Source organism: Aestuariibaculum scopimerae (assembly GCF_059428085.1).
In genome coordinates this window covers 2,988,698-3,001,785 of record NZ_CM182089.1, presented here as the reverse complement: position 1 = coordinate 3,001,785, position 13,088 = coordinate 2,988,698, and the positions used below count along the sequence as shown (strand labels likewise).

Here is a 13,088-nt window from a genome sequence, read left to right as displayed (position 1 = left end):
TCCTAAATAGCCCCCCATTCTTTCAAAGAGTCTTTATTCATTTTTACATAATCGGCATTACCCGCAGCTTCAGCTGCTGCTAAAGATTTTTTAGCAGCTGTAATAGCTCCTTTTTTATCACCAGCTTTAGCATAAATTAAGGATTGTTGTCTTAATTGCCAAAAAGGGGCTTTATCTCCAGCCATAGCAATAGCTTTATCAATCCAGGTTTTTGCTTGATTAATATCTTTACCTTCCTGTAAATAGTATACTGCTGCCGAGAAATAATCATTTGCACTAGGGCCATTCATAACACTATTAATTGAGGCAGAAACTATTTCATCTGTCGGCACCATAAACGGAATAGCCAAATAAGTTTTTTCCCAAATCATATCAATAGTTGCACTATTGTTGGTAATATTATTAATATCTAAAGTAAATGTTTGTACATCAAATGGAATGGGGTGTGATTTTACAGTAACATTTGCTGCTACTTTTGTATCATCCCAATTTTGAGGTGTTCCCCAGTTTTCTGCATCAGAATAAAAAACAACATCCCACGATTCTGCACCTGGTGTTGCAAAAATAGCATATGACCCTGCCTTAATAGCTTGTCCATCAATGGTAACATCTGTACTAAAAGTAATGGTGGTATTTTTATTGGCTCCAAAACGCCATAGTATTCCATGAGGCACTAAATCTCCAAAAATGGTTCTTCCCCGCATGGATGGTCGCGAGTATTCCAGTGTTACATCTGTTAATCCAACCTTTTGCTCCAATTTACTAAAAGGACTAGGTTGTGGTGTTTGTATTTGTGCTTTAACAGCATAAGTAGTTGTAATTGTAAGTAAAATTAATAGCAGTTTCTTCATTTTATTATAGTTTTAAGTGTGGTACTAAAATTAACTAAACTTAATCTGTAATTTGTTAACAAAACCTTAAATTAAGGTGTTGAATATTTTCACACATAGTAACTATGAAAAAACATTACCCTGAAGTAATAAGCACCTTTGCCATGGTAATTTGTTAATTTTTGTTTAATTATACAATAAATAAGTTAAACATTTTGTATCTTCATCATTTAAAACTAAAATTAGATGAAAGTATTAGTAACAGGAGCTACAGGTTATATAGGCAAGCGCATAATACCATTACTATTACAGCAAGGGCATACTGTTATTTGTGCAGTTCGCGGGAAACTTAGAACCGTGCATAAATATTCCGAGGAAGAAAACTTAATTATTGTTGAAGCAGATTTTTTAAAACCAAATACTTTAAAAAACATCCCAAAGGATATTGATATTGCCTATTATTTAATCCATTCTATGTCTAATTCTGTAGACCAATTCCATAAGATGGAAGAGGACTGTGCTGATAATTTTAAGCATTACATGGAAACCACTAAAGTTGAACAAGTTATCTATTTGAGTGGTATTACCAACGACACAAAACTTTCAAAACATTTGTTATCCAGAAAAAATGTAGAAACTACCCTTAAATCCAATATGTATGCATTAACCGTTTTTAAAGCAGGTATCATAGTAGGTTCGGGCAGTGCCAGCTTTGAAATTATTCGTGATTTAGTAGAAAAACTTCCTGTTATGATTGCACCAAAATGGCTTAATACTAAAACACAACCCATAGGTGTTCGTGATGTTTTAGCTTTTTTAACCAAAGGTTTGGGAAAAAAGGAGCTATACAACACATCTCATGATATTTTTGGACCCGAAGTTTTAACCTATAAACAAATGCTAATGCGGTTTGCAAACATTAGAAAATTAAAGCGTTACATTGTAACAGTACCAGTTATGACTCCCAAACTGTCCAGTTACTGGTTGTATTTTGTAACCTCAACGTCCTTTAAATTAGCCCGTAGTTTAGTGAATAGCATGGGCATTGAGATAATTGGCAAAAAAAGCAATATCAACACATTATTAGATATCCAACCCATGACTTACAATGAAGCCGTTCAATTTGCTTTTGTGAAAATTGAAGGCAATGAAATTATATCAAGTTGGAAAGACGCTTTTGTTAGCAGCCGTAATAAAAAACGTATATCAACTCAATATTTAAAAGTACCCAAACATGGATGCTTTAAAGATATTAAAGAACGAAAAGTGAAAAACGAACAACGTACCCTAGAAAAAATTTGGGCTATTGGTGGTAAAAATGGCTGGTATTATGGCACAACACTATGGAAAATTAGAGGTTTTTTAGACAAACTCGTAGGTGGCATTGGTTTACGTCGTGGACGTACCAGTAAAACAGACATTAAGCCGGGAGATGCCCTTGATTTTTGGCGCGTATTACTGGCCGATAAAGAACAAAAACGCCTTGTTCTTTTTGCAGAAATGAAATTACCTGGAGAAGCCTGGTTAGAATTTCAAGTTGCTAGAGGCAAAGTATACCAACGTGCTACTTTTAGACCAAAAGGGTTAGGAGGCAGATTCTATTGGTATAGCGTTTTACCTTTCCATGGGCTTATTTTTAATGGCATGATAAATAAACTAGCCAATGCATAATAACTTACACTTTATAATATAATGATAATTATAACATGTTAAAAGTTATATTGAAATTTTGTTTTAGAATTAATAGTAAATGTTAAACATTTTGTATTTTTGACAATAAAAATGAGCAGATGAAAACAATTATAATAGTTGGTGGCAGCAAAGGTATAGGTCGTGCAATAGTTTCCAAATTAATAGAAAGCATCAAGGTTATAAATATAAGTCGAACAGCACCAGATATAACACATAACAACTTACAACACCTAAGTTGTAATGTTCTGAATAATGAGTTACCAGAAATAGCTGAAGCAGACGCATTAGTATATTGTCCTGGAAGCATCAATTTAAAGCCTATTTCAAGATTATCGCCAAATGAATTTCGTGAGGATTTTGAAATTAATGTTATGGGCGCTGTGAAAGTCATACAAAAGTATTTACCTATCCTTAAAAATGGCAAACATCCATCTATTTTATTATTCAGCACCGTAGCCACAAAACTAGGCATGCCCTTTCATGCCAGTATTGCAACGGCTAAAGCAGGTATTGAGAGTTTAGTTAAATCATTGGGAGCTGAGTTAGCCCCTAATATTCGAATTAATGCTATAGCACCAACTGTTACAGATACTCAATTGGCAGCAAAGCTACTTCGTAATGAAAAAATGATTAATAGTATTACAGAACGCCATCCTTTAAAAAAAATATTAAACCCTAAAGAAGTTGCTGAAATGGCTGTATTTTTATTGTCTAATAAAGCATCTTCACTTTCTGGACAAATATTCCCGTTGGATAGTGGAATCGTATCTTTTAAAATATAAAACCTTATGAAAAAAATAATTTTATTCAGTATCGCACTTTTATTAACCACATTTCAAGACACAATGGCACAAATAAACCCCTCAGAATCAATATATAACATAAAGATTAATTCTCTAGATGGATCACCTATAGATTTATCTACTTACAAAGGCAAACATATCTTGTTTGTAAATGTAGCTTCAAAATGCGGATTTACGAATCAATATGAAGATTTACAAAAACTGTACAACACGTATCACGATAAATTAATGATCATTGGAGCACCATGTAATCAATTTGGAAATCAAGAACCTGGTACAGTAGAAGAAATCCAAACCTTTTGTGAAGTAAATTATGGAGTTACTTTTTTAATGACTGAAAAGATTGATGTTAAAGGTGATAACCAACACCCGTTATACCATTGGTTAACTGAAAAGTCAAAAAATGGTAAGACCAATTCGGTTGTAAAGTGGAATTTCCAAAAGTACTTAGTGGGCCCCAATGGGCATTTAATTGATTATTATGTATCGGCAATTGAGCCCTTAAGTGATAGTATTACTAAACATCTACGATGAAAATTTACCAATTACATAAAAAACAAAACCTTCCTATAAGTATTGATATCGCTTGGAGTTTTTTATCTAATCCAAAAAACCTAAAAAAAATTACGCCAGGCTACATGGGTTTCAACATACTCTCTGGAGCAGATAGACCCATGTTTGCTGGTCAAATTATACAATACATAGTCACACCAGTTCTGGGTATAAAAACCAAATGGGTTACTGAAATAACTCATAGTGTTGATAAAGAATATTTTGTTGACGAACAACGCTTTGGGCCTTATGCACTCTGGCATCATAAACATTTTATAAAAGAAATTAAAGGCGGGGTTGAAATGGAAGACATTATTGACTACAAAATGCCTTTTGGAATAATTGGTCAATTAGTGCATCCCTTTTTAGTTAAATCTAAACTGGAAGAAATCTTTAACTATCGGGCAAAAAAACTAGAGGGACTATTTGGTATTTATAACCCTAATAAAGTTTATTAATGAATAATACCGTAAATATATTTTGGTTTCGACGGGATTTACGCCTTGACGACAACCATGCGCTCTTCGAAGCATTAAATGACAAATATCCAGTGCTTCCCATTTTTATTTTCGACTCAAACATTTTAGACAAACTTCCGGAAGATGATGCCAGAGTTACATTTATTCATCAAACCCTTCAACATTTACATGAAACGCTTAAAAAGAATCATGGTAGCGGTATTGCTTCTTTTCATGGTAATCCTTTGGACATTTACAAGCAACTTATTAAAGATTATACTATTAAAGCTGTTTACACCAATGATGATTACGAACCATACGCCAAAAATAGAGACGCTGAGATTAAGGCATTTTTAGATAGCTACAACATTACTTTCAAAAAATTCAAAGATCAAGTTATTTTTGAAAAAGACGATATTGTTAAAAGTGATGGGGGCCCTTACTTGGTATACACCCCATATATGAAACAATGGAAATCACATTTTAAGGAAAGCATGCTAAACCCTTATAGTTCTAATAAAGTTTTAAAAAACACTCATAAAAATGACACCTTACCCAATTTAAGCTTAAAAGACATTGGGTTTAAAATCTCCAATCAACAAATAGAGCCTTATAGTGTCACTCCAAAACTAATACAACATTATGAAGATACTAGAAATTTTCCTGCCAAGGACGGCACTTCCAGATTAGGTCCACATTTACGGTTTGGTACTGTGAGTGTTAGAAACATGGTAAAAAAGGCCATTTCTGAAACCAATGAAGTTTTTTGGCAAGAACTTATTTGGCGTGAATTTTTTATGCAAATACTTTGGCATTTTCCCGAAACAGTTACTAAAAGTTTTAAACCAAAATATGACCATATTGTATGGCTAAATAATGAAAATGAATTCAAGTCTTGGTGTAAAGGTCAAACTGGTTACCCGCTAGTTGATGCTGGTATGCGCCAACTAAATAAAACAGGGTATATGCACAACCGTGTGCGTATGGTAGTAGGTAGTTTTTTATGCAAACATTTACTTATAGATTGGCGTTGGGGCGAAGCTTACTTTGCTGAAAAGCTCCATGATTATGATATGGCAAGCAACATTGGTAATTGGCAATGGATAGCTGGGTGCGGTGTAGATGCTGCCCCTTATTTTAGGATTTTTAATCCAACCACCCAAATAGAAAAATTTGATAAAAACCTAGAATACATTAAAACTTGGGTCCCCGATTTTCAAGAACTCACTTACCCAGTCCCAATTGTAGATCATAAATTTGCTAGAGAGCGCTGTTTAAAAACATATAAAGAAGCTTTAAACTAACAAGCTGTTAAATAATAAAGACCATATCGGTTCTAAAGCCTATATAACTAAATATCGGGTCTAGAGCCGATTTCGTAAAATATCGGGTCTAGAGCCGATTTTATTGCATATCGTATTAAAAACCGATATATTTGAAAAACAAAATACAGCGAAATGGTTGCAGTACTAACAGGAGATATCATAAACTCAAGAGAAAGCAAGGCACAAAACTGGTTAAGCAAGCTTAAATCAGTACTTAACACATATGGTGATTCTCCTCAACAATGGGAAATATACAGAGGAGATAGTTTTCAGCTATCGGTAGAACCTAAGAGTGCTCTTTTAGCCGCAATTCATATAAAGAGTACAATAAAACAAAATCAAACCCAAGATGTTCGAATAGCAATTGGATTAGGACTAGAGACTCATAGCGCAAAAAAAATAACCGAATCTAACGGTTCTGCTTACATATATTCTGGAGACACCTTTGAATCTTTAAAAAAACAAACACTTGCTATAAAATCGGATAATCCAAAATGGGATGAATTAGTAAACCTAATGTTAAGCCTAGCCTTACTTACAGCCAATAATTGGAGTAGTACCGTTGCAGAAGTAATAACAGCCGTTATAGAAAATCCCGATAAGCATCAAAAAGATATTGCAGAACTATTAAGCAAGTCTCAAAGCAGCGTAAGCGAAGCTCTAAAGCGTGGCGGTTATGAAGAAATAATGAGTCTAAATAAATATTTTAAAACCCAAATTTCTAATATATGATCGCTTTATTATTAAAATTATTAATTGCCCATACTATAGGCGATTTTGTTATACAACCGGATAAATGGGTACACGACAAAAAGCAAAAAAAGCACAGGTCACCTTATTTGTATCTACATTTACTTGTTCACACCATAGCGCTACTTTTGGTTTTACAATTTGATTGGACTTATTGGCTAGCTATTCTTATTATTGTTGGAAGCCACTTTATAATCGATTTAATCAAGTTAAATCTGGGTAAAAAAATAAGTCTACGATTGCTTTTTGTTCTAGACCAAGTTGCCCACCTTTTAGTCATAAGTGGAGTGGTTTATTACTATGAGCCATACCAAATAAACATAAACCAATTTTACAGTCCAAAATATCTAATCTTAATACTAGCAATACTAGCAATAACCTCCATAGCTTCTATTGTAATGAAATTAATGATGAGTAAATGGCGTTTGGATGAAGACGATTCTAATGATTCTCTAGAAAAAGCCGGGAAATATATTGGTGTTCTAGAAAGGCTATTTGTTTTTGGCTTCATTATAATTAACCAATGGCAGGCCATAGGTTTTCTAATAGCAGCAAAATCAGTCTTTAGATTTGGAGACCTATCCAAAGCTAAAGACCGTAAACTTACAGAGTACATACTAATTGGTACATTGCTAAGCTTTGGACTAGCAATACTTATAGGACTTATGTACAATTATGCCATAGAATTTTGGGTAGAAGAAGGGTAAGATCAATAGTGCATCTCTACACTATTAATCTATACGCTCAATCTTGGCTCCAATAGCTCTTAAACGTTCATCTATACGCTCGTAACCTCGATCTATTTGTTCAATGTTTTGAATTGTAGAAGTACCTTTTGCAGAAAGTGCTGCAATTAATAATGAAACCCCTGCACGAATGTCTGGAGACGTCATGGTCATTGCTTTTAAAGTCGATTTAAAATCATGCCCTATAACTGTAGCACGATGCGGATCACAAAGTATAATCTTAGCACCCATATCAATCAATTTATCAACAAAAAATAAACGGCTTTCAAACATTTTTTGGTGGATAAGTACACTTCCCCTTGCTTGTGTAGCAACCACTAAAATAACACTCAATAAATCAGGCGTAAACCCTGGCCAAGGAGCATCTGAGATGGTTAAAATAGACCCATCTATAAAGCTTTCTATTTCATAGCCATCTTTATGGGCAGGTATATATATATCATCACCTTCCTTTTTAATCGTAATGCCTAATTTTTCAAATACATTAGGAATAATTCCCAAATCATTCCAACTTACATTTTTAATGGTCAGCTCACTCTTAGTCATAGCTGCTAAACCTATCCAGCTTCCAATTTCAATCATATCTGGTAGCATGGTATGCTCTGTGCCTCCTAGATTATTAACCCCATCAATAACAAGCATATTAGAACCCACACCACTTATTTTTGCCCCCATACGGTTTAGCATTTTGCACAACTGTTGCAAGTACGGCTCACATGCAGCATTATATATGGTTGTTTGCCCTTCTGCTAACACAGCTGCCATAACAATATTAGCAGTTCCTGTTACCGAGGCTTCCTCAAGAAGCATATAAGTTCCTTTCAGTTTTTCGGCTTCAACACCATAAAACTGTTCCTCGGAATTATATCTTAATTTCCCTCCTAGACTTTCAAGTCCGTTGAAGTGTGTATCCAATCTACGACGCCCAATTTTATCGCCTCCTGGCTTGGGGATATACCCTTTACCAAAACGAGCCAATAAGGGCCCCACAATCATTATTGAACCACGTAGGCCACGTCCATCTACTTTAAAGGCGTCAGATTCCAAGTATTCCAAATTAATATCATCAGCTTGGAATGTGTAAGTTCCATGTGTTAATTTCTCTATTTTAACACCTAAATTCTTTAATAATTTAATAAGTTTATTAACATCTACAATATCTGGAATATTGTGAATAGTTATTTTTTCGGATGTTAATAAAACGGCACACAAAACTTGTAGTGCTTCATTTTTTGCACCTTGAGGCTGAATGCTACCTTTTAATTGGTGGCCTCCTTCAATCTTAAATGTTCCCATAAATGTTATTAGAAGCGTTTTCTTGAACGGTTAGACGAATTCTTTTTATGATGTCCTTTTTTACTGTTAGAATATTTACTTTTAGTACGCATTAAACTTGAAGCATCGGTTAAATCTCCTTCAACATTCTTTAAGTTTATCTTACCTTCCGAAAGCTCATATAAATGATTGTAAATCACATCATCCTCAACTGTGTCCTTATTCCAATTTAAAAAGCACTTTTTCATGTGATTAGCAATCGTGTAAGTTAGTGCATCCTTTAACTCTCCATCTTCCCATGTATTAGCTACATCTATCATCGTTTTTATATTATTTCCATAAAAGCGATACTTAGGGAAGTTTTGTGGATATTTTAAAGGGTCAGGGCGCTCCTCAAAGAGTTCTTTGGTAGGTTTCTCATATGGAGACTCGACATCCAATTCAAAATTGGACATAATAAATAGTTGGTCCCAAAGTTTGTGCTGGAAATCTGGAACGTCCCTTAAATGGGGCTGCATGTTGCCCATTACAGCAATTATAGCCTTAGCCACTTTATTGCGTTCTTCTTTTTTTTCTAGTGTCTTAGCATAATTAATCATTTTCTGCATATGACGTCCATATTCAGGAATGATTAAATGCTCACGTTCTGTATTGTATTCTAAATGATCTATTGTCAAAATATAAATATGTAGATTTAAATTTACTTGTACGTAGTTACTTTTCTATACTAGCGCAAAATACATAAAAAAATTTAAAGACTAATAACTCCTTCAATTTTTTCTGCAACTTCTTTGTATTTTTCTATAACAGCATCTGGGTTTCTCATCAGAAGATTAACTGATATACTTGTGTATTTACCGTTTTTAGATTCTTTGGTATTAATTACAGCTCCCATGTTATTAAATATAGCTTCTAACAATGCTATTTTTTCGATATCAGACTTAATAATGAATTTATATAGGTATTCAGCAGGCCAGCTATTGGTTTCATATAATTGTTCTTTTAGCTTTTCATAAAATGCTTCAGAATTGGGTGATGTACTCATATTATTTTTATATACTGCAAATATACACTTTCATTATACTTATTTAAACTTTTAGGTTCAGATTTAACATGAAAAGCAATCAATAATAAACTTAATTAAGGCTTTACTTAGATATAGTTAGTGTTCCCATTTTTTTTATATCAGTTAAATTCCGAATTTTACAGCATAAATTTATGCTTTTGAATACCAAAACTATTGTTATCACTGGAGGGCCTAGCACAGGTAAAACATCTATCATAAATGAATTGAAGCATCAAAATCATTTTTGCTTTGACGAAGTTATTAGAACCCTAACCATAGAAGCCAAAAAAGAGACTGATGCAAGCTCTCATAGATCGAATCCAATTACCTTTGTTAATGATCCTATAGATTTCAATACAAAATTGTTAAAGGGAAGATTACAACAATTTAAGGAAGCGTTTAACATTGAAAAACCTATTGTTTTTTTTGATCGGGGAATTCCAGATATTTTGGCATATATGGATTTTTTTAATCAGTCTTACAACAATGTGTTTTTAAGTGCTTGCCTAAACAACAGGTATTCACAAGTATTTTTACTTCCTCCTTGGGAATCTATTTATAAATCAGACAGCGAACGCTTAGAAAGTTTTGAAGAAGCTGTAGAAATTTACAATTTATTAAAAAAGGTATATAAAAAATTCCAATATAATATTATTGAAGTCCCCCATGATACTATCAAAAACAGAACTGATTATATTTTAAAAGCACTAAACATGTAAATGGAGCAGCCCATAAACATATTAGAACGCTATTGGAATTTTACAGAATTCAGACCAAAACAAGAAGCTATTATAAATGCTGTTCTTGAAGGTGAAGACACATTTGTTTTATTGCCTACTGGTGGTGGCAAGTCTTTATGTTTTCAAATACCGGCACTAATCAAACCCGGTATTTGTATTGTAATTTCACCGTTAATTGCATTAATGAAAGATCAAGTTAAGCAACTTAACAACAAAGGCATTAAAGCTATGGCTATTACCAGCGGCATACCTTATAGTCAACTAGATACACTTTTAGATAATTGTATTTACGGAAACTATAAATTTCTCTATATGTCACCAGAACGATTGCAACAAGAATTGGTGCAAGACCGTGTTAAACAAATGAACATTAACTTAATAGCAGTAGACGAGGCACATTGTATCTCACAATGGGGTAATGATTTTAGACCAGCATACAAAAATATTTCTCTATTGCGTCAATTACATCCGTCTGTAAACATTGTTGCCTTAACTGCCTCGGCCAAACCAAATGTGGTTGATGATATTACTAAAGAACTTGATTTTATTCAACCCAAAATTTTCAAAGAAACTTTTTTACGGCCCAATTTAAGCTATATGGTATTTCATGAGAACGATAAATATTATCGTCTAGAAACCATCTTGAAAAAGCATAAGCAATCCTCAATTATTTATGTTAGAAACAGAAAGTCAACTATAGATATTAGTTCTTTTCTAAACTCAAAGAATATCTCTGCAACCTATTATCATGGAGGTTTAGAGAATGATAAAAAAGAAACGAATATGGCACAGTGGACCCGCAACCAGAAACAAGTTATGGTTGCTACCAATGCATTTGGTATGGGTATTGACAAACCTGATGTAAAAACAGTTATTCACATTAACCTTCCAGAAAGCATTGAGAGCTATTTTCAAGAAGCCGGGCGAGCTGGGCGCAATGGGAACAAGGCTTTTGCTGTTATTTTAAAAAACAACAGTGATGCTTTATTGGCAAAGAATCAATTTCTAAATGTTTTACCTACAGTTGATTTTGTTAAAATTATGTACCGAAAACTTTGCAGCTATTTCCAAATACCCTATGGTGAAGGAGCATACCAAACATTCGACTTCGATTTTAGTGCGTTTTGCAAAGTGTATAATTTTAATACGGTTTTAGCCTATAATGCATTGTTAATATTAGATAGAAACAGTATTATAGTACTTTCAAAACAATTCAAGAATAAAGTCTCTGCTCAATTTATAATCTCTAGTGCTTCCTTATTTAGCTATTTAGAAAGACATGCAAACTTAAATTTTATTGTAAAATCCATATTACGCATGTATGGCGGTATTTTTGATCATGACACCAAGATAGATCTTGCTAAAATTGCTACTAAAGCATCTGCTTCCGAAAGTAAAGTTACCCAAACACTTCTTAAATTAGAAAGTGATGAAATCATTACATTAAATTTAGCTAAAACTGACGCTCAAATTACTTTTATAGAGCCGCGTGAAGACGAAAAAACCATCAATAGAATTACCGATGTTATAGAGCAGCAAAACAAACTAAAACAGGTACAAGTTAAAGCTGTGTTAGATTATGTGGATAACAATGCTGTTTGTAAGAGTGTACAGTTACTCACCTACTTTGGTGAAAAGAACACAAAACCATGTGGCATATGTTCTGTTTGCATAAGTGGCAAAAACAGTAATAAACCAAAGGACCTTAGCAAACTAAAAAACCATATTATAGAATTGTTAGAAAACGGCGATCAATCTTCAAGAAGCTTAGCTAATAGTATAGATTGTTCCGAAGCCGATTTAAAAACAGTTTTAAGCCTACTTTTAGAGCACAACATTATTAATATTACGTCAACAAACACATATAAATTAAGTCATTTATGAGGGATTTAAGAATCATATTTATGGGAACCCCTGTTTTTGCAGTAGCTAGCTTAAAAGCTTTAATTGAAAACAATTATACTATTGTTGGGGTAATTACAGCTCCAGACAAGCCCGCAGGACGAGGTAGAAAGCTTAATGAAAGTGCTGTAAAACAATTTGCCAATTCGCAAAACCTTACCGTGTTACAACCTACTAATTTAAAAGACCAAGCCTTTTTAAGCGAACTAAAAGCCTTAAATGCCAACCTTCAAATTGTTGTGGCCTTCAGGATGTTACCTAAAGTAGTTTGGCAAATGCCAAAATATGGCACTTTTAATTTACACGCTTCATTATTGCCCAATTATAGAGGAGCAGCACCTATTAACTGGGCTATTATTAATGGGGAATCAAAAACTGGTGTTTCAACATTTTTCATTGATGAAGAAATCGATACTGGCGATATGATCCTTCAAGAATCTGTAGAAATAAACCCTAATGAAAATGCTGGAAGCCTACATGATAAATTAATGGTAAAAGGCAGTGATCTTGTTTTAAAGACAGTAGCTTTAATAGAAAATGGGCCAGTTGAAACCATTCCGCAAATAGAGCCTTCAAACATAAAAACAGCCTACAAACTAAATAAGGAAAACTGCAAGATTAATTGGGAAGATTCTTTAAATAATATTTACAATCTAATTAGAGGTTTAAGTCCTTATCCTGCAGCTTGGTGCACTTTAATAAACGGAGATGAGCATTTGGATGTAAAAATACATGCTGCTGAAAAAGAAAATAGCTCTCACGCAAACGCCGTAGGATCTATTCTAACAAATAAAAATGAACTAAAGGTAGCCGTAAAAAACGGTTACATTAATATCAAGGCAATTAAACTCCCTGGCAAACGAACTATGGATACAAAATCACTTTTAAACGGTTATCAATTTAAAGAAGATTCAAAAATGCTCTAAAACCCTTATCAATAGTGATATTT

At 33.5% G+C, this 13,088-nt stretch carries 14 protein-coding genes; 10 read left to right on the top strand and 4 right to left on the bottom strand.

What is annotated here, in order from left to right:
* Window positions 1–2 precede the first annotated feature (2 nt).
* Window positions 3–851, bottom strand: a complete 849-nt coding sequence (locus AC5SR4_RS13050; RefSeq protein ID WP_495356715.1) for a DUF2911 domain-containing protein — start codon at window positions 849–851, stop codon at window positions 3–5.
* 225 nt (window positions 852–1,076) lie between these two features.
* On the opposite strand from AC5SR4_RS13050, the gene AC5SR4_RS13045 reads away from it, so the two are divergent.
* The 7 genes from AC5SR4_RS13045 (at window position 1,077) to AC5SR4_RS13015 (ending at window position 7,117) form a co-directional block, all read left to right on the top strand.
* Window positions 1,077–2,501 (top strand): SDR family oxidoreductase, encoded by a 1,425-nt coding sequence (locus AC5SR4_RS13045; RefSeq protein ID WP_495356714.1) that lies wholly within the window; start codon window positions 1,077–1,079, stop codon window positions 2,499–2,501.
* Window positions 2,502–2,620: 119 nt separating this feature from the next.
* On the top strand, window positions 2,621–3,304 hold the full coding sequence (locus AC5SR4_RS13040) for an SDR family NAD(P)-dependent oxidoreductase (RefSeq protein WP_495356713.1): 684 nt from the start codon (window positions 2,621–2,623) through the stop codon (window positions 3,302–3,304).
* A 63-nt stretch (window positions 3,305–3,367) separates the two neighbouring features.
* Window positions 3,368–3,859 (top strand): glutathione peroxidase, encoded by a 492-nt coding sequence (locus tag AC5SR4_RS13035; RefSeq protein ID WP_495359188.1) that lies wholly within the window; start codon window positions 3,368–3,370, stop codon window positions 3,857–3,859.
* The gene (locus tag AC5SR4_RS13030) at window positions 3,856–4,335 is read left to right on the top strand and encodes an SRPBCC family protein (RefSeq protein ID WP_495356712.1); all 480 of its coding nucleotides are present in this window, start codon (window positions 3,856–3,858) and stop codon (window positions 4,333–4,335) included. The genes AC5SR4_RS13035 and AC5SR4_RS13030 overlap by 4 nt, the downstream gene beginning before the upstream one ends.
* Complete coding sequence (locus AC5SR4_RS13025; protein WP_495356711.1) at window positions 4,335–5,639, top strand: cryptochrome/photolyase family protein; 1,305 nt, start codon at window positions 4,335–4,337, stop codon at window positions 5,637–5,639. The genes AC5SR4_RS13030 and AC5SR4_RS13025 overlap by 1 nt, the downstream gene beginning before the upstream one ends.
* Window positions 5,640–5,792: 153 nt before the next feature.
* Complete coding sequence (locus tag AC5SR4_RS13020; protein WP_495356710.1) at window positions 5,793–6,392, top strand: SatD family protein; 600 nt, start codon at window positions 5,793–5,795, stop codon at window positions 6,390–6,392.
* On the top strand, window positions 6,389–7,117 hold the full coding sequence (locus tag AC5SR4_RS13015) for a DUF3307 domain-containing protein (protein WP_495356709.1): 729 nt from the start codon (window positions 6,389–6,391) through the stop codon (window positions 7,115–7,117). The genes AC5SR4_RS13020 and AC5SR4_RS13015 overlap by 4 nt, the downstream gene beginning before the upstream one ends.
* 24 nt (window positions 7,118–7,141) lie before the next feature.
* Here AC5SR4_RS13015 and murA read toward each other — a convergent pair whose 3' ends face one another.
* The 3 genes from murA to AC5SR4_RS13000 form a co-directional block, all read right to left on the bottom strand.
* The gene (gene murA / locus AC5SR4_RS13010; protein WP_495356708.1) at window positions 7,142–8,452 is read right to left on the bottom strand and encodes a UDP-N-acetylglucosamine 1-carboxyvinyltransferase; all 1,311 of its coding nucleotides are present in this window, start codon (window positions 8,450–8,452) and stop codon (window positions 7,142–7,144) included.
* A gap of 8 nt (window positions 8,453–8,460) precedes the next feature.
* Window positions 8,461–9,108, bottom strand: coding sequence for a DUF4290 domain-containing protein (locus AC5SR4_RS13005; RefSeq protein ID WP_495356707.1), 648 nt, complete (start codon window positions 9,106–9,108; stop codon window positions 8,461–8,463).
* A 74-nt stretch (window positions 9,109–9,182) separates the two neighbouring features.
* Window positions 9,183–9,476: a DUF493 family protein gene (locus tag AC5SR4_RS13000; protein ID WP_495356706.1), complete on the bottom strand. Its 294-nt coding sequence runs from the start codon at window positions 9,474–9,476 to the stop codon at window positions 9,183–9,185.
* Window positions 9,477–9,649: 173 nt separating this feature from the next.
* On the opposite strand from AC5SR4_RS13000, the gene AC5SR4_RS12995 reads away from it, so the two are divergent.
* The 3 genes from AC5SR4_RS12995 to fmt are packed head-to-tail and all read left to right on the top strand — an operon-like array spanning window position 9,650 to window position 13,065.
* Complete coding sequence (locus tag AC5SR4_RS12995) at window positions 9,650–10,216, top strand: AAA family ATPase (RefSeq protein ID WP_495356705.1); 567 nt, start codon at window positions 9,650–9,652, stop codon at window positions 10,214–10,216.
* Window positions 10,217–12,121, top strand: coding sequence for a RecQ family ATP-dependent DNA helicase (locus tag AC5SR4_RS12990; RefSeq protein ID WP_495356704.1), 1,905 nt, complete (start codon window positions 10,217–10,219; stop codon window positions 12,119–12,121).
* Window positions 12,118–13,065, top strand: coding sequence for a methionyl-tRNA formyltransferase (gene fmt, locus AC5SR4_RS12985; protein WP_495356703.1), 948 nt, complete (start codon window positions 12,118–12,120; stop codon window positions 13,063–13,065). The genes AC5SR4_RS12990 and fmt overlap by 4 nt, the downstream gene beginning before the upstream one ends.
* Window positions 13,066–13,088: the final 23 nt, after the last annotated feature.